The sequence below is a fragment of the Pseudomonas sediminis genome, from assembly GCF_002741105.1.
GTDB lineage: Bacteria > Pseudomonadota > Gammaproteobacteria > Pseudomonadales > Pseudomonadaceae > Aquipseudomonas > Aquipseudomonas sediminis.
The window spans coordinates 26,421-42,899 of record NZ_NIQU01000003.1; the positions used below are offsets into that span (position 1 = coordinate 26,421).

The 16,479-nt window shown below is 61.3% G+C and carries 18 protein-coding genes; 7 read left to right on the top strand and 11 right to left on the bottom strand.

All coding sequences use genetic code 11. From position 1 onward, the window contains the following. Positions 1-34: 34 nt before the first annotated feature. From CDO35_RS08180 to CDO35_RS08190, 3 genes are read left to right on the top strand one after another with little or no spacing between them, the layout of a single operon-like run. Complete coding sequence (locus CDO35_RS08180; protein WP_099523691.1) at positions 35-1,444, top strand: circularly permuted type 2 ATP-grasp protein; 1,410 nt, start codon at positions 35-37, stop codon at positions 1,442-1,444. A 2-nt stretch (positions 1,445-1,446) separates the two neighbouring features. Beyond that, a complete protein-coding gene (locus tag CDO35_RS08185; protein WP_061239121.1) occupies positions 1,447-2,397 on the top strand; it encodes an alpha-E domain-containing protein in 951 nt (316 codons plus the stop codon). After that, positions 2,394-3,191, top strand: a complete 798-nt coding sequence (locus tag CDO35_RS08190; RefSeq protein ID WP_099523693.1) for a transglutaminase family protein — start codon at positions 2,394-2,396, stop codon at positions 3,189-3,191. The genes CDO35_RS08185 and CDO35_RS08190 overlap by 4 nt, the downstream gene beginning before the upstream one ends. A 52-nt stretch (positions 3,192-3,243) precedes the next feature. On the opposite strand, the gene CDO35_RS08195 is transcribed toward CDO35_RS08190, so the two are convergent. The 3 genes from CDO35_RS08195 to CDO35_RS08205 form a co-directional block, all read right to left on the bottom strand. Next, entirely contained in the window at positions 3,244-4,197 is a 954-nt protein-coding gene (locus CDO35_RS08195; protein WP_099523695.1) for an ankyrin repeat domain-containing protein, read from the bottom strand. Positions 4,198-4,327: 130 nt separating this feature from the next. After that, positions 4,328-5,128, bottom strand: a complete 801-nt coding sequence (locus CDO35_RS08200) for a c-type cytochrome (RefSeq protein ID WP_099523697.1) — start codon at positions 5,126-5,128, stop codon at positions 4,328-4,330. Further along, on the bottom strand, positions 5,125-5,484 hold the full coding sequence (locus CDO35_RS08205) for a rhodanese-like domain-containing protein (RefSeq protein WP_099523699.1): 360 nt from the start codon (positions 5,482-5,484) through the stop codon (positions 5,125-5,127). Before CDO35_RS08205 ends, CDO35_RS08200 begins: the two co-directional genes overlap by 4 nt. A gap of 94 nt (positions 5,485-5,578) precedes the next feature. On the opposite strand from CDO35_RS08205, the gene CDO35_RS08210 reads away from it, so the two are divergent. The 3 genes from CDO35_RS08210 to CDO35_RS08220 all read left to right on the top strand — a co-directional run bounded on the left by CDO35_RS08210 (position 5,579) and on the right by CDO35_RS08220 (position 10,424). Further along, the gene (locus tag CDO35_RS08210; protein WP_099523701.1) at positions 5,579-6,466 is read left to right on the top strand and encodes an AEC family transporter; all 888 of its coding nucleotides are present in this window, start codon (positions 5,579-5,581) and stop codon (positions 6,464-6,466) included. A gap of 591 nt (positions 6,467-7,057) precedes the next feature. Continuing rightward, on the top strand, positions 7,058-8,263 hold the full coding sequence (locus tag CDO35_RS08215; RefSeq protein WP_099523703.1) for an acetyl-CoA C-acetyltransferase: 1,206 nt from the start codon (positions 7,058-7,060) through the stop codon (positions 8,261-8,263). A 16-nt stretch (positions 8,264-8,279) separates the two neighbouring features. Beyond that, entirely contained in the window at positions 8,280-10,424 is a 2,145-nt protein-coding gene (locus tag CDO35_RS08220) for a 3-hydroxyacyl-CoA dehydrogenase NAD-binding domain-containing protein (RefSeq protein ID WP_099523705.1), read from the top strand. Between the two features lie 132 nt (positions 10,425-10,556). Here CDO35_RS08220 and CDO35_RS08225 read toward each other — a convergent pair whose 3' ends face one another. Genes CDO35_RS08225 through CDO35_RS23080 form a run of 3 tightly spaced genes read right to left on the bottom strand, consistent with a single transcriptional unit; the run spans position 10,557 to position 11,211 of the window. Continuing rightward, positions 10,557-10,823 (bottom strand): PepSY domain-containing protein, encoded by a 267-nt coding sequence (locus tag CDO35_RS08225; RefSeq protein WP_099523707.1) that lies wholly within the window; start codon positions 10,821-10,823, stop codon positions 10,557-10,559. A 53-nt stretch (positions 10,824-10,876) separates the two neighbouring features. After that, entirely contained in the window at positions 10,877-11,077 is a 201-nt protein-coding gene (gene ptrC, locus CDO35_RS08230) for a type III secretion system co-regulatory protein PtrC (RefSeq protein ID WP_003461392.1), read from the bottom strand. Between the two features lie 20 nt (positions 11,078-11,097). Continuing rightward, a complete protein-coding gene (locus tag CDO35_RS23080; RefSeq protein ID WP_279432779.1) occupies positions 11,098-11,211 on the bottom strand; it encodes a PA2485 family small membrane protein in 114 nt (37 codons plus the stop codon). A gap of 297 nt (positions 11,212-11,508) precedes the next feature. Here CDO35_RS23080 and CDO35_RS08235 point away from each other — a divergent pair, with 297 nt between their 5' ends. Beyond that, positions 11,509-12,234: an amidotransferase gene (locus CDO35_RS08235; protein ID WP_099523709.1), complete on the top strand. Its 726-nt coding sequence runs from the start codon at positions 11,509-11,511 to the stop codon at positions 12,232-12,234. A 43-nt stretch (positions 12,235-12,277) separates the two neighbouring features. Here the strand turns inward: CDO35_RS08235 and CDO35_RS08240 are convergent, their stop codons facing one another. The 5 genes from CDO35_RS08240 to CDO35_RS08260 all read right to left on the bottom strand — a co-directional run bounded on the left by CDO35_RS08240 (position 12,278) and on the right by CDO35_RS08260 (position 16,469). Next, a complete protein-coding gene (locus CDO35_RS08240) occupies positions 12,278-12,520 on the bottom strand; it encodes a hypothetical protein (RefSeq protein ID WP_003461396.1) in 243 nt (80 codons plus the stop codon). Between the two features lie 10 nt (positions 12,521-12,530). Beyond that, a complete protein-coding gene (locus tag CDO35_RS08245) occupies positions 12,531-12,725 on the bottom strand; it encodes a hypothetical protein (RefSeq protein ID WP_099523711.1) in 195 nt (64 codons plus the stop codon). Positions 12,726-12,871: 146 nt separating this feature from the next. After that, positions 12,872-13,594, bottom strand: a complete 723-nt coding sequence (locus CDO35_RS08250) for a 1-acylglycerol-3-phosphate O-acyltransferase (protein WP_099523713.1) — start codon at positions 13,592-13,594, stop codon at positions 12,872-12,874. Between the two features lie 162 nt (positions 13,595-13,756). Next, positions 13,757-14,986: an alanine transaminase gene (gene alaC, locus CDO35_RS08255; protein ID WP_099523715.1), complete on the bottom strand. Its 1,230-nt coding sequence runs from the start codon at positions 14,984-14,986 to the stop codon at positions 13,757-13,759. A gap of 133 nt (positions 14,987-15,119) precedes the next feature. After that, on the bottom strand, positions 15,120-16,469 hold the full coding sequence (locus CDO35_RS08260; RefSeq protein ID WP_099523716.1) for a pyridoxal phosphate-dependent decarboxylase family protein: 1,350 nt from the start codon (positions 16,467-16,469) through the stop codon (positions 15,120-15,122). Positions 16,470-16,479 lie beyond the last annotated feature (10 nt).

Here is a 16,479-nt window from a genome sequence, read left to right on the forward strand (position 1 = left end):
GGATGCTGCAAGTCCGGGTGACAAGGAGTACGGCATGGCCCGCACCTTTTATGACGAGATGTACGACGCGAGCGGCGCTGTCCGCCCGCATTACCGCGAATTTGCCCGCTGGTTGGCAGAGACGCCGGACGATCTGCTGGCCCAGCGCCGACGAGAAGCCGACCTGTTGTTTCACCGCGCCGGTATCACCTTCACCCTCTATGGGGATGATCAGGGCACCGAGCGACTGATCCCCTTCGACATCATTCCCCGCTCCATCCCCGCCAGCGAATGGCGTATCGTCGAGCGCGGCTGCATCCAGCGAGTGCAGGCGCTCAACCTGTTCCTCGCCGACCTTTACCACGACCAGCGCATCATCAAAGCGGGGATCATCCCGGCCGAGCAGGTGCTGGCCAACGAGGGTTACCAGATGGCCATGCAGGGCCTCGACCTGCATCGTGACATCTACGCACACATCGCCGGGGTCGACCTGGTGCGTGACGGCGACGGCAGCTATTACGTGCTGGAAGACAACCTGCGCACGCCCAGCGGTGTGAGCTACATGCTCGAAGACCGCAAGATGATGATGCGCCTGTTCCCCGAGCTGTTCGCCGCGCAACGTGTGGCACCGGTGGATCACTATCCGAACCTGCTGCTCGATGCGCTGAAGAGCTCCAGCCCGCTGGACAACCCCACGGTCGTGGTACTGACCCCAGGGCGCTTCAACAGCGCCTACTTCGAACACGCGTTCCTCGCCCGTGAAATGGGTGTGGAACTGGTGGAAGGCGCCGACCTGTTCGTCCGCGACGACAAGGTCTACATGCGCACCACTGCCGGTGCGCGCCAGGTGGACGTGATCTATCGCCGCCTTGACGACGCCTTCCTCGATCCATTGGCTTTCAACCCCGACTCGATGCTCGGTGTCGCTGGGCTGCTGTCGGCCTATCGTTCGCGCAACGTGGTGCTGGCCAACGCCATCGGCACTGGCGTGGCCGACGACAAGTCGGTCTACCCCTACGTCGGTGACATGATCCGCTTCTATCTGGACGAGGAGCCGATCCTTAAGAACGTGCCAACCTGGCAGTGCCGCAAACCGGAAGAACTGTCCCACGTGTTGGCCAATCTGTCCGAGCTGGTGGTCAAGGAAACCCAAGGCTCCGGCGGCTACGGCATGCTGGTCGGCCCGGCGGCGAGCAAGGCCGAGATCGAGAACTTCCGCGCGCGCCTGATCGCCAAGCCGGAGGCCTACATCGCTCAGCCGACGCTGTGCTTGTCGACCTGCCCGACCTTCGTCGAGCGCGGCATCGCACCGCGCCATATCGACCTGCGTCCGTTCGTTCTGACCGGCCGCGAAACCCGCCTGGTGCCTGGCGGTCTGACGCGTGTGGCACTGCGCGAAGGCTCGCTGGTGGTCAATTCGTCGCAAGGCGGCGGGACCAAGGACACCTGGGTGGTGGAGGACTGACCATGCTTTCGAGAACTGCCTCCGATCTGTACTGGATGTCGCGCTACCTGGAACGTGCCGAGAATCTCGCGCGCATGCTCGATGTCAGCTATTCGCTGTCGCTTATGCCGCAGGACGGCCGTGGCGATGGCCTCGACGAACTGGCCATGCCGCTGCTGATCACCGGCACCCTGGACGACTACCTGGAGCGCCACGGCCCGTTGCATGCCGAGCGCATGCTGCACTTCTTCGCCCTCGATGCGAGCAACCCGGGCAGTATCTACTGCTGCCTGCAGGCTGCGCGCAGCAACGCCCATGCGGTGCGCGGCCGAATTACCGCCGACATGTGGGAGAACATCAACGCCAGCTGGCTGGAGATGCGCGGGATCGCCGAGCAGGGCCTTGGCCGCTACGGCATCAGCCGCTTTTGCGAGTGGGTCAAGGAGCGTTCGCACCTGTTCCGTGGTGCCACCTTCGGCACCATCATGCGCGGTGAGGCCTACCGCTTCATCCGCCTGGGCACTTTCATTGAGCGCGCCGATAACACCCTGCGCCTGCTCGATGCGCGCTACGAAATGCTCGGCGAGGAGATCGACGAGCTGGAGGAGCGCACCGCGCGCAGCTACTACCAATGGAGTGCGCTGCTGCGGGCGTTGTCCTCGTTCGAGGCATTTGCCGAGAGCTATCGAGGCTCGCCACGTACGCGCAAGGTCGCCGAACTGCTGCTGCTGCGTCCCGACGTGCCGCGCTCGCTGCGCGCCTGTATGGAAGAACTCAACCTGATGCTCGCGGGTCTACCGGGGGAGAACGGTCGACCGGCGCAGCGCCTGGCCGCCGAGCTGGATGCGCGACTGCGCTACACCAGCATCGACGAAGTGCTCGACGAAGGCCTGCATGCCTGGCTTACCGATTTCATCCTGCTGGTGCGCCAGCTGGGCAATACCATCCATACGTCCTACCTGGAGGTCGCATGAGACTCTCGATCAGCCATGACACCACCTACCGCTACGATGACCAGGTACGCGCCAGTATTCAGTACTTGCGCCTGACCCCGCATGACAGCGAACGCCAGCAGGTGCTCAGTTGGCAGCTCGATCTGCCGCGCCCGGTGCACGCGCAGCTCGACCCTTACGGCAACATTCTGCACGTGCTGACCCTGGACGAGCCGCACGAGTCCATCGTCATCGGCGCCCGCGGCCAGGTGGAGATCGACGAAACCTGCGAGGCCGAGCACGAGCGCCAGTCAGCGCTGCCGTTCTTGCGCTTCACCCGTCTGACCCAGGCCGATGAGGCCATTCGTGAGTTCGCCGCGCAGCAAAGCAAGGCGCGCGTGGATCGCACTGGCCTGATCGACCTGATGCATGCGCTTAACGCCCACATTGCCTATCAGCCCGGTACCACCGAAGTGGACACCAGTGCCGCTGAGGCCTTCGCCAGCCGCCGTGGCGTCTGCCAGGATCACACTCATGCCTTCCTCGCCTGCGCGCGCAGCCTGGGCGTGCCAGCGCGCTATGTGTCGGGCTATCTCTATACCGACGATGCCGAGCACCTGGCCAGCCACGCCTGGGCCGAGGCCTGGGTCGGTGATGCTTGGTACAGCTTCGACGTGACCAACTGCCTGGCGCGCCCGGAGCGACATCTGAAGCTGGCAGTCGGCCTGGATTACCTCGATGCCTGCCCGGTACGTGGCATGCGCCGCGGTGGCGGTTGCGAGCAAATGCATGCGCAGGTGCAGGTGGCGCCACTGCTGCAGGTGCGTCAGCAGTGAAAACAGTCATGGTCCCGCCTTTTGGCAGGGCCATGACTGTTTCTGGAAAGGATCAGCTCTCGATAAGTGCGCTTGGTAGTGAAAGTGTCTCTGTGAAGTACTGCTTCGCAGGCGTGCCGTCACGCAGCAGTTCATATAATTCGTTCTTTCCTAGCTTTGACTGGTTGAAGTAGAAGGCTCGGAGCTCTGCAATAGTTTCAATGCTGGTGGCTATGGATATTTCCCGCCCTTTTATATGCTTTTTAAGAGCAGGCTTGAGTGATTCTATGTCTTGATTTTTTATGATGGAGATGGGCGATTTTCCATCCTTGTCTCTCTCCCATGGGTTCCCACTGTTGTTTATTAGTAGCTTGAGGGTATTGAGGTGCTTCTCACCATCCCACTTGTCGTGTGTGAGTTCTGCAATGATATGGAGTTCTGTTTTTCCCGTTAAAGGGTCTTTTCGCCCTACCTCCGCGCCGGCCTTGATTAGGGAGTTGATCATTTGCTGGGCGTTTGAAGGAAATATGCTTTTGAATGAATCGATGGCTAGGCGTATCAGCGTCTTTTCTGAATACTGATCAATTTTCGTGTTCGCTCCGCTATCACAGAGGTTTTTTATTGCACCGACTTTTCCAATCTCGCAGGCAAATATTAGAGGTGTTTTTCGTTCATTATTGATCGGGTCAATCTGGGCGCCTGCATCTAGGAGTAGCTTTATCGAGCTATTGCTACCTTCAACTGCCATGTGTATTGGGGTGTTTCCGTCCTCGTCTATGGCCGCAATATTTGCTCCTACAGAAATAAGGAACTTGACTATATGATGATTGCCCGAGAGGCAGGCGAGGTGTAGTGCGGTTCTACCATGTCTGGTTCTAGCCTCTAATTCGGCGCCAGCAACGAGCAGTGCTTTAACGTCTTCGTTTTTGGCGCACTCGTCCATAGCTGCGTGATGCAAAGGATAGTAGCCATCCTCGTCAGGAGTATTAGCAGATTCGGGGCGATTGGTGATTGGCGAAAGTTCCATTTTATCTATTCCGTTCTAATTTGTAGGTAGAGCTAGCTTGGCTGTGTGTTTTTGATTTGCATAGCTTGGTTTCTGTTGTTGCTCTGTTCTATTTTCAGGTTTCTTGGTTTCTTGGGGCCTGAGGGTCTATCTAGCGGGAGATCTTTCTCCCTGACATATGCTTTAGGTAGGCAATTAGCTCTCTCAGCTCGGCATCGCTAAGAGTCTTTGCATCAAATTCCGGCATACGCCCCTGCGGCCAGCGCCGCAAGCTCTGTGGGTCGCGGATGTAGCGCTGTAGAAAATCGCCTGTGAAATATTCGGTCGGGTTGTGCGGAATGTTCAGGTCCGGCCCGAACTCGGAATCACCCGCGCCATTGAGGCGATGACAGGCCATGCAGTTCTTCTGGTAGACGGCGAAACCCGCCTGCACCTCAGCATTGGCATCCGTCGCCGGGAGCAGGGCAGGGAAGCGCTGTTCGACAGCGGCCAGCTGACGAATCCGGGCGACCTGAAAGGGCCACTGCTCGGGGCCGATCTGGCTGGCAGAAGGATCGGTCCAGACCAGGTAGAAAGGTCCCGCGCTGGGTTTGCCCTGTGCCAGCGGCGGCCAGGGATGCTCGGGATCTTCGATGGCCAGCCAGGCTTTTGCACCTTCTTTGGCCAAGAGAATCGAGGCTGGCAGTTCCGCGGCAAAACCGTCGAGCGCCACGGCCTGGAGATGGTCGCCGGGCTCGATACCCTCCAGCAGCGTACTGATCGGCACGGCGCGGTAGTGCATGGGGCGCTTGTAGCTGACGTCATCGATGATCTCGATATCGCGCGCTTGCGGGTGCTCGAGCAGTTCGCTGCTGCTCCAGGCGCGTCGGCCATCGTTGAGTTGCACCTCGAACTCGGCCGCCTGGGCCACGCCGCTCAGGATGACCACAGTCAGCAGCAGGGCAGCTCTCATTCGCGATGCTCCAGCAGTGGTCGTAGTTCGTCATAGGCACCGGCATTGATCACCTGGCTATAGCCCATTTCCTCGAGGCTCTGCTGGGCGATGGCGGAGCGGCGACCGCTGCGGCAGTAGAGCACTAGGGGGCGATCTTTGTCCGGGGCGACACTGGCGATCTGGGCGGCTATATCTTCATGGCCGATACGGATGGCGCCGGGCAGTGCACCTTCTGCGAATTCTTCGGCGCTACGCACGTCGATCAGCAGGCTGTCGCTGCGCTGCAAGGCGGAGATGGCGGCGGCCTGATCGATTTCACTGGCATGGGCAGTGAGCAGAGCGAACAGGCTGGTGAGCAGGAGAATCAGGCGCATGGCAGACCCCAGAGCGAATTGATAGGACCCGGCATCATTGCCCGAGCCTTTTGTGCAGTCTAGGATGCCTCGCTCGACGTGACGGGGGTAGTAGATGTTAGCCGAGTTGTTCGCCGTTCTGGCTCCGGTACTGATTGCGGCAGGCATTGGCTACGGCTGGGTGCGCAGCGGTCACCAGTACCCCACTGATTTCATCGCGCGCTTGGTGCTCAATGTCGGTACGCCTTGCCTGGTGCTGTCTACCCTGAGCCGTGCCGAGCTGGATGCTGGGGCCTTCTCGCAAATGGCCCTGGCCTGCGTGCTGGTGACCTCGTGCATGGGGCTGGTCGGCTGGCTGCTGAGTCGCCTGTTCGGCCTGGACTGGAAAGTGCTGGTACCGGCCTACCTGTTCCCGAACTCGGGCAACATGGGCCTGCCCATGGCCCTGTTCGCCTTCGGTGAGCCTGGCCTGGCATTGGCGGTGGCATTTTTCCTGGTGCTGTCGGTGGGGCATTTCAGTATCGGCATGCTGCTCTCCGGAGCAGCGGCTTCAGTCAAGGGACTGTTGCTCAACCCGATCATGATCAGCCTGGCGCTGGTGTTGCCAGTGCTGTTTCTCGATGTTGAATTGCCGCGCTGGCTGGCTAATACCGTCGACCTGTTGGGTGGCATGACCATCCCGCTGATGTTGATCACGCTGGGGGTGTCACTGGCCAGTATCCGTGTGCAGCACCTGGGTAACGGCCTAGTGCTGGGATTGCTGCGCATTCTCTGTGGTGCGGCGCTGGGCTGGATCATCGGCTGGGCAATTGGCTTGCAGCCGTTGGCGCATGCCGTATTGGTGCTGCAGTCGTCGATGCCAGTGGCGGTGTTCAATTACCTGTTCGCGGTGCGCGCAGGCCGTTCACCTGAGCAAGTCGCGAGTCTGGTGCTGTGCTCGACACTGCTGGCCTTCGTGCTGATTCCACTGCTGCTGGCGTGGTGGATACCCGCACTGCGCTGAACGCGCTACGGCGTCTGCGCAGTTGCGGGGACGGTGGGGATCAACTGACCAGACGGGTCAGATTGGGAAGGATCAGGATGACCGCTGTGGCGAAAAGGATGACGCCAGCCTGGCGGTATTTCGGCTGTTTGAACATGGCCGTATGCCTTTTGTTGTTATGGGTGTGGCGTCGAGCGCCTGCCGCACTGCCTGGTGGGTCGCTGCGTCACGCCTGGGCGTTGTTCTGACTCACCGCCCCGGCATGACCCGGCGGCGGCTCCCTGCGCCGCTTTGTGCAAGGGCGCATGTGTAACTCTAGGGTTGGTGTCACAACTTCCTTAGATGACTTGGTTTCTAGCCGAGGCCTGTTAAAACGTTCGAGCTATGTGCGCCTTCGCAGGACATGCCGCAGGCCTTGAGACAGAGCGCTTGCTTGCTGGGGCCACTGCCAACCCGGCAACCGACCGTTCGTCTGAGCTCAGTGGTCAATGGCGCTGAGCGCTTCGGTCATTGAGCCACGGCGTCTCGGCGCTATGGTAAGCAGGCTCAATAAGAACAGGTGTGGCCGGAGCATGATGTTCCGCCAGCGCCGTAATAGTCTCCGAGGACGCCATGACCGAAGCATATATTTTCGACGCGGTGCGCACGCCCCGTGGCAAGGGCAAGAAGGACGGCGCGCTGTACAGCGTCAAGCCTGTTCAACTGGTTGCCGGCCTGCTGAACGCCCTGCAAGTGCGCAATGATCTGGACACCAGTCAGGTGGATGACATCGTTCTCGGTTGCGTGACGCCGGTGGGCGATCAGGGTGCCGTTATCGCCAAGACCGCTGCCATGGTCGCGGACTGGGACGTCAGCGTGGCAGGTGTGCAGCTCAACCGTTTCTGTGCGTCTGGGTTGGAGGCGGTGAACCTGGGGGCGATGAAGGTGCGCTCCGGCTTCGAAGATCTGGTGGTGGTCGGAGGTGTGGAATCCATGTCGCGCATCCCCATGGGCTCCGACGGCGGTGCCTGGGTGATGGACCCGGAAACCAACATCCACAGCAATTTCGTGCCGCAGGGTATCGGCGCCGACCTGATCGCCACCCTCGAAGGCTTCAGCCGCGCCGATGTCGACGCCTTCGCCCTGCGTTCGCAGCAGAAGGCGGCGCGTGCCAGCGCCGATGGTTCGTTCGCCAAGTCGCTGGTGCCGGTCGCCGACCAGAACGGCATCGTGCTGCTCGACCATGACGAGTTCATTCGCGGCGATTCGACCCTGGAAGGCCTCGGCAAGCTCAAGCCGAGCTTCGAGATGATGGGACAGATGGGCTTCGACTCCACCGCGCTGCGCGTCTACAGCCATGTCGAGCGTATCGAGCACGTGCACACGCCCGGCAACAGCTCGGGCATCGTCGATGGTGCGGCGCTGATGTTGATCGGCTCCGAGGCCAAGGGCAAGGAGCTGGGCCTGAAACCACGCGCGCGTATCGTCGCGGCGGCAGTGACCAGCACTGACCCGACCATCATGCTCACCGGCCCAGCACCGGCCACGCGCAAGGCGCTGGCCAAGGCGGGGCTGTCCATCGACGACATCGACCTGTTCGAGGTCAACGAGGCCTTCGCCTCGGTGGTGATGAAGTTCATGAAGGACATGGGCGTGAGCGAGGACAAGGTCAACGTCAACGGTGGCTCCATCGCCATGGGCCATCCGCTCGGCGCCACTGGCTGCGCCATTCTCGGCACGCTGCTCGACGAGCTCGAAAAACGTCAGCTGCGCTACGGCCTGGCCACGCTCTGCGTCGGCGGCGGCATGGGTATCGCAACGATTATTGAAAGAGTTTGAGGCGGAGATAATAAAAATGACTGACGCCATCCGTTACGAAAAAGGTCAGGACAATATCGTCGTCCTGACCATAGACATGCCCGGCCAGAGCGCCAACACCATGAACGCGGTCTATCGCGAAGCCATGGGCCAGGTCGTCGACCGGCTGGAAACGGAAAAGGATTCGCTTGCCGGGGTGATCGTCTCCTCGGCGAAGAAGACCTTCTTCGCCGGCGGTGACCTCAATGAGCTGATCAAGGTCACCAAGGCCGATGCCCAGGGCTTCTACGAGATGATCCTGAAGATCAAGGGCCAGCTACGCCGCCTGGAAACCCTCGGCAAGCCGGTGGTTGCCGCCATCAACGGTGCGGCGCTGGGTGGCGGCTGGGAAATTGCCCTGGCCTGTCATCACCGTATCGCCCTGAACGAAAGCCACGTGCAGCTCGGTTTGCCTGAAGTGACTCTCGGTCTGCTGCCAGGCGGTGGCGGGGTAGTGCGTATGGTGCGCCTGCTCGGTCTGGAAAAGGCGTTGCCGTATCTGGCCGAAGGCAAGAAGGTGCGCCCGGACGCGGCGCTCAAGGCCGGTTTGATTCATGAGCTGGCCAGTGATCGCGACGAGATGCTGAGCAAGGCCCGCGCCTGGATCGTCGCCAACCCGGCCGCCAAACAGCCGTGGGACGTGCAGGGCTACAAGATTCCCGGTGGCACGCCCAGCTCGCCCAACGTGGCGCAGATGCTGGCCATCGCCCCGAGCGTGTTGCGCGACAAGACCAAGGGCTGCTTCCCGGCGCCGGAGAAGATCATGTGCGCGGCTGTCGAGGGTGCGCAGGTCGATTTCGACACCGCGCAGATCATCGAGGCGCGCTACTTCACCGAGCTGACCACCGGCCAGGTGGCGAAGAACATGATCGGCACCTTCTGGTTCCAGCTCAACGAAATCAACGCTGGCGGCTCGCGCCCACAGGGCTATCCGAAAATCAAGACGAAAAAAGTCGGCGTGCTCGGCGCCGGCATGATGGGCGCCGGCATCGCCTATGTGTCGGCGGCGGCCGGTATCGAGGTGGTGCTCAAGGACGTGTCCGTCGAAGCGGCCGAGAAGGGCAAGAGCTATTCGGCCAAGTTGCTCGACAAGAAAGTCGCCAAGGGCCACATGACGGCCGAGCAACGCGAGGCCTTCCTGGCATTGATCAAGGCTACCGATAGCGAGGCGGATTTCGCCGGTTGCGACCTGATCATCGAAGCCGTATTCGAGGATCGTGCGCTCAAGGGCAAGGTCACCGCGGCAGCCGAAGCTGCTGCGCTGAGCGATGCGGTGATCGCCTCCAACACCTCGACGCTGCCGATCACCGGCCTGGCGGCTGCCGTGGCCAAACCGGAGAAATTCATCGGCCTGCATTTCTTCAGTCCGGTGGACAAGATGCCGCTGGTGGAAATCATCCGCGGTGAGCAGACCAGCGATGAAACGCTGGCGCGCGGCTTCGACTACGTCATGCAGATCAAGAAGACGCCCATCGTGGTCAACGACAGTCGCGGCTTCTTTACCTCGCGGGTGTTCGGCACCTTCACCAACGAAGGCCTGGCCATGCTCGGTGAGGGCGTCAGCGCCGCGATGATCGAGAACGAGGCGCGCAAGGCTGGCATGCCGGTCGGCCCGCTGGCGATCAGCGACGAAGTGTCGATGAGCCTGATGAACCACATCCGCCAGCAGACCATCAAGGATCTGGCGGCCGAGGGCAAATCCATCCCAGAACACCCGGCCTTTGCGGTCATCGACCTCATGCTCAACGAGTACAAGCGTCCGGGCAAAGCGGCGGGCATGGGCTTCTACGACTACCCAGTAGGAGGCAAGAAGCACCTGTGGCCCGAGCTCAAGGCACGTTTCGAGAAGGCCGATGCGCAGATATCGCAGGAGGACGTGCGCGACCGCATCCTGTTCATCCAGGCCATCGAGACGGTGCGCTGCGTGGAAGAGGGCGTCTTGACGTCAGTGGCTGATGCCAATATCGGCTCGATCTTCGGTATCGGCTTCGCCGCCTGGACCGGCGGTGCGCTGCAGTTCATCAACCAGTACGGGGTGAAAGACTTCGTCGCCCGTGCGCAGTACCTGGCCGAGCAGTACGGCGAGCGTTTCCTGCCGCCTGCGCTGTTGCTGGAAAAGGCCGCCAAGGGAGAGGCGTTCTGAGCCTACCTTGTAGGGTGTCGCGGGGCCGCCCAGGCCATGCGCACCGCTTAAGCGGAGTGTCCCCGGTGCGCACGGCGCACCCTACGGATGCAGAAACGGCCCGAAAGGGCCGTTTCTCATTGGCTGGCTGAGTCAATCGTCCAACTGGTCGCGAATCACTGCACCGCTCTTGCCGTCGATACGAAATTCGTGAAGGCGGCCATCCTGTTTCAGGCCTTCGCCTTCCCAGTAACCGTCATTGTCGGCTTCGATTTTGTGTAGCTCCGTGTAGCCAGCTGCACGTGCCTTGCTCAGAGCCTCGTCGATGTTGATCCAGTCACTGCCGGGGCGATCCGCGAGAGCGTTGCCAGCAAGCAACAGGCTGCCGGCGAACAGGGCGATCAGAGTGCGTGTTTGCATGGGGCCAGTTCCTCGTTCCGTGAATGTCACGAGGAGTCTAGACCATCGCTTTCTCACGCCGCCTGGCACCAGCCCTGACGGATGCACACGGCTTCGTGGATCGCCAGCATCTCGCTATGGCGAGTCGGCATGCGCAGGGTCAACATGCTGCCATCATCGAGTTGCAGGGCGGCTTCGGTTTCGAACTGCAGGCTGCCATCTTGCAGGTGGGCGTAGGTGACGCCGTAGGCGTCCAGGCTGAGTTGGCTGTGCATGGCGGCTCTCCTGGGTTGTGTCAGCTCGGACGAACGTCGCGGGCTGGGGCGGCAGCCTGCTCGGGACGAACCGGTACGACGGTCTGGAAGGCGGAAGCGGCGGCGAAGCTGGCGAGTGCGGCGTAGATGCTCATGATCGATTTCCTTCTGTGCGATGAGGGCGACTGCCCGATGTGGCGATATTCGCTGCGGGCGTGCAATCACAGAAGTGAATGGCGTGCATGGTAACTATCGAAGCGGCTGATGAAGCGTCGCCACGCACTGACAGGGTAAAGTTTCGTCAATTTTAATTGACGACTGTTCGTGGCATTGCACAGCGCCGATAATCGCGGATCTGCTTGAAAATCGGGGTCGGCTATTTATTTGTGCGACTTCATATGTTAAGAAAAACGCACAAATTACCCGCCCGCGTGTTCATCACAGGAAACCTCATGCCACTGCGTATCTGTATTCTGGAAACTGACATCCTCCGCCCCGAACTGGTCGACCAGTATCAGGGCTATGGCCGCATGTTCGAGCAGTTGTTCGCTCAGCAGCCGGTTGCGGCGGAGTTCAGTGTCTACAACGTGGTGGATGGCCATTACCCGCCCGATAGCGAGAAATTCGATGCCTATCTGGTGACGGGCAGCAAGGCTGACTCTTTCGGCAGCGACCCCTGGATTCAGACGCTCAAGGAGTATCTGCTCGAGCGCTACAAGCGTGGCGACAAGCTGCTGGGCATCTGCTTTGGTCACCAGCTACTGGCGTTGCTGCTCGGCGGCAAGGCTGAGCGTGCAGAGCAGGGGTGGGGCGTGGGCGTGCATAGTTATCGTCTGGCGGGCAAGCCCGAGTGGATGAGCCCAGAGCTGGATGAGCTGCAGTTGCTGATCAGCCATCAGGACCAAGTCACTCGCCTGCCGGAAAAGGCCACGCTGCTGGCTTCCAGCGACTTCTGCCCGATTGGTGCCTACCACATCGAGGATCAGGTGTTGTGCTTCCAGGGGCACCCGGAGTTCGTTCACGATTACTCGCGGGCGCTGCTTGAGCTGCGTCAGCAGCATCTTGGCGAGCAGATCTATCAGCAGGGCGTGGATAGCCTCAAACACTCGCAGCAGGGCAGTGCTGTGGCGGAGTGGATGATGCGTTTTGTCGCTCAGGGCAAGCAAGCCAAGGCCTGAGTCTGATATCGAGACATGAAAAAGCCCGGTTAGCCGGGCTTTTTCATGTCTGCTGAGTAAGCACGAAGTAAGGCGAGAGCCGTTCGCTTCTGTTCGGTGGCGGGCTGCTGCGTTGCCGTTTGAGGCTCTCGGCCAGATCCAGGTGATGAGCCAGTTTGTGGCTGCATTCGATGTTGCGCGCCACGGCGCCAGCCGAGCCTTTGCCGATGCCACTGAGGGCCAGCAAGGTGGTCAGCAGCGACAGGCTGGCGAGCACCAACAGGCGGGTGCGGTGATTTTTGATCATGGCCGTTCACTCATCCTTGCGAGCGCGCGCCGAGCAGGGCGGGCAGATGAGCGATCAGGCTCTGTAGTGGGCCTGCTTGTGCAAAGGTCGGGGTGCTTGGCTGGACGGCAGCGTAACTCACGACCAGCACCGTCGAGGTGCTGATCAGGTACAGGCCGATGGCAGCGAGAGCGCCGTTGCGGGCGGCTTGAGAGAGGCGGGACATGTTCTGTGCTCCAGGTCAGGAGTTGGCGTGGGCACAGAATCGCCTAAGTCATTTCGATTGAATAATGGATGCGCGGCAGAGTAACTATCGATAGATTTGATGACTGGCGCGAGCTACCTGCTCGCGATCGCGCCTGGCGTAAGGCCTCATGCCGAGGCCAGTTCCTTGTCCATGCTGCTGATGCATTCGCTCATGGCTTGCTGGCAACGTTCGATCAGCGCGGGCATGTCATCCAGGCTCAGGCCGGCAGTGGGGATGGCCGGCAGCGAGCGAATCATGATGCGGCCGCTGTTCCAGCGATTCAGACGCATGGATTGGCTGTAGTTGCTCACGCACACCGGGATGATCGGTACGCCGGCCGCGATTGCCATCTGAAATGCTCCTTTCTTGAATGGGAGCAGACCGCGGCCGAGGTTGCGCGTACCTTCCGGGAATACCCAGATCGAGGTGTCGCGATTGCGCAGGGTTTCGGTGGTGGTGAGCATCGCGCGCTTGGCGGCGACGGCATTGCTGCGATCGATCAGCACGTTGCCGGCCAGCCAGTAGAGCTGACCGAAGAATGGCACCCATTTGAGACTCTTCTTGCCGATGCTCACGGTACGTTTCGGTACCACGCGGCCCAGCACGTAAAGATCGAAGTTGGACTGGTGGTTGGCGATGATCACGCAGGAACGCTGGTGCTCTAGCAGCGGGCGTACATCGGTCTTCAGCTTCAGGCGCAGCAGGCACAGGGCGGGCAGCGAATAAAGACGGGCGCAGAGGCGGCTGTTGTCCGGATTGAACGGGCGGCACAGGCCGAGCAGCAGGCCGAGCAGGCCGGCCAGGATGAAATGCACGCCCATCAGCAGCATGCGCAAAACGAAGAGCATTGGGGAGAACCGTCAGGGAAGGGGCGCGCAGTGTACGGGCGTTCACTCTGCCGGGCAATTGCTCGAAACCACCGCTTGGCGTGCGTAACGTCCTGAATTGTCGCAGAACTTGTCGGTTTCCATGCCCATGTAGAAAGGGCGCCTTACGGCGCCCTTCAATGCTTACTCGGTCTCTGCCTTGGCCGGCTTGCCTGGCAGCAAACCGTCGGCGCGAAACATTGCCTTGATGCCTCGCACTGCCTGGCGGCTGCGGTCCTGGTTCTCGATCAGGGCGAAGCGCACATGGTCGTCGCCATAGTCGCCAAAACCCAGGCCGGGCGAGACGCAGACCTTGGCTTCTGCCAGCAGCTTCTTGGCGAATTCCAGTGAGCCCAGATGGGCATAGGCGTCGGGAATCTTGGCCCAGATGTACATCGAGGCCTTGGGCTTCTCCACCATCCAGCCGATCTCGTGCAGGCCCTTGACCAACAGGTTACGGCGTTGCCGGTACTGTTCGGCGATATCGCGCACGCACTGCTGGTCACCTTCCAGCGCGGCGATGGCCGCGACCTGCAGCGGGGTGAAGGTGCCGTAGTCGTGGTAGCTCTTGATCCGCGCCAGGGCGCTGACCAGCTCCGGGTTGCCGACCATGAAACCGATCCGCCAGCCGGCCATGTTGTAGCTCTTGGACAGGGTGAAGAACTCCACCGCGATGTCCTTGGCGCCCGGTACCTGCATGATCGACGGCGCTTTCCAGCCGTCGTAGACGATGTCGGCGTAGGCCAGGTCGTGCACCACCAGTACGTCGTACTGTTTGGCCAGGGTGGCTACGCGCTCGAAGAAGTCCAGCTCCACGCACTGTGCGGTGGGGTTGGACGGGAAGCCGAGGATCATCATCTTCGGCTTGGGAATCGACTCGCGAATCGCCCGTTCCAGCTCGGCGAAGAAGTCCACGCCCGGCACCAGCGGTACGGAGCGCACCTGAGCACCGGCGATCACCGCGCCGTAGATGTGGATCGGGTAGCTGGGGTTGGGCACCAGCACGGTATCGCCATGGTCCAGGGTGGCCAGCATCAGGTGCGCCAGTCCTTCCTTGGAGCCGATGGTGACGATGGCTTCGCTTTCCGGATCGATCTCCACGTCGTAGCGGTCCTTGTACCAGCGCGAGATAGCACGGCGCAGGCGAGGAATACCGCGGGAGGTGGAGTATCCGTGGGTGTCTTCACGCTGGGCGACCTGCACGAGCTTCTCGACGATGTGCGGCGGAGTCGCACCGTCGGGGTTGCCCATGGAGAAGTCGATGATGTCTTCACCGCGACGGCGTGCGGCCATCTTCAGTTCGGCGGTGATGTTGAAGACGTAGGGGGGGAGACGATCGATGCGCGCAAAGCGGCGCTTGGCGTTGTCAGCCATGATTTCCTCGGATACGTAAGCGCCCGGAACCGTCCGAGCGACGTTGGCCACTGCGGTGGCCGGCGCTAAAGATAAGGGCTGCCGAACTGCGCTGTCCAGCGCAGTTGCGGGCTAAAACAGCGAATCAGTCGCTTCAGCTCAAGTCATCTTTCAAGCGCAGCAGCAAGGCACCCAGTGCCTCCACATCGGCGTCTTCGGTGCGCCAGGAGCAGAGGCTCAGGCGAAAGGCGGGGCGGCCCTGCCAGACGGTCGGGCCGAACCAGACTTCGCCAGATGCCTGGGCTGCTTGGCGAATGGCAATGGTCTGTTCGTCCGTATCGCCACGCACCAATACCTGGTTCAGCACAACCCGGTTCAGTACCTGATAGCCGGCGTTGCGTAATGTGCTGGCCAGCTCTTCAGCCTGGCGGATATGGCGGTCGATCATCGCTTGCAGGCCGGTGCGGCCCAGATTGGCCAGGGCCGCCCAGATGGCGATGCCACGGGCGCGACGAGAGAACTCCAGTGTCAGGTTCTTCTGCGCATCCTTGCTTGCCGAGGCATAGGCAGCATCGCTGTTCATCGCGGCGGCCAGTGCATTGGCGTCACGGCAGATCGCCATTGCACTGTCGTAAGGGGTGTTCAGCCACTTGTGTCCATCGGTCGTCCAGCTATCTGCCAGCTCGACGCCCTCAAGCAAATGCGCTGAGGATGAGGCTCGTGCCCATAGGCCGAATGCGCCATCGACATGTACCCAGGCGTTAGCCTCGCGAGCGATGGCAATCAGCTCGGCAAAACGGTCGAACTCGCCGGTGTTGACCTCTCCGGCCTGCAATATCAGTAGCGAGCGTTCATCCAGTTCAGGCAGTCGGGCCGGGTCGATACGCCCGTACTCGTCCACTGGTGCATAGTGCAGGTGGTTCATGCCGAAGCCGAGCACGCGCAGCGCTTTCTTCACCGTGATGTGCGCCGTTTCTGCGAGTACGACGCGGATTTGCGGTGCGCCGAGTAATCCGTCGCCATCAAAATCCCAGCCCTGGCGTGCCAGCAACACGCGCCGTGCGGCAGAAATACAGGCCAGGGTGCAGGCGGTCGCACTGGTGCCAAATCCCACGGCGCTCTGATCCGGTAGCCCCAGTGCTTGGCAAACCCAGCGTCCGGCAATCTTCTCCAGCCGATCAGCGACTGGCGAATTGTCGAAGGACGAGGCGCATTGATCCCAGGCCAGTACCAGGCGTTCCGCAGCTGCTGCCACCGGCAGTGTCGCGCCGATGACGAAACCGAAGTAACGCGCGGCATTACTCGCCACGGTAGCCGGTGAGCCAATTTCGTCGAGCTGGCAGAGTACCTGATCGGCAGCATGGCCTTGCTCTGGCAGGGACTGGTCGAAGGTGGCCAGGGCGGCGATGGCTGAGGCGTCGGGGAAGACCCGGCGCGTGGGAATGCTGTCCAGGTAGGCCAAGGCGCGGCGGTCGGCTTCGGCCAGCAGGTCGTGTTCGGTCATCAGGGAATCC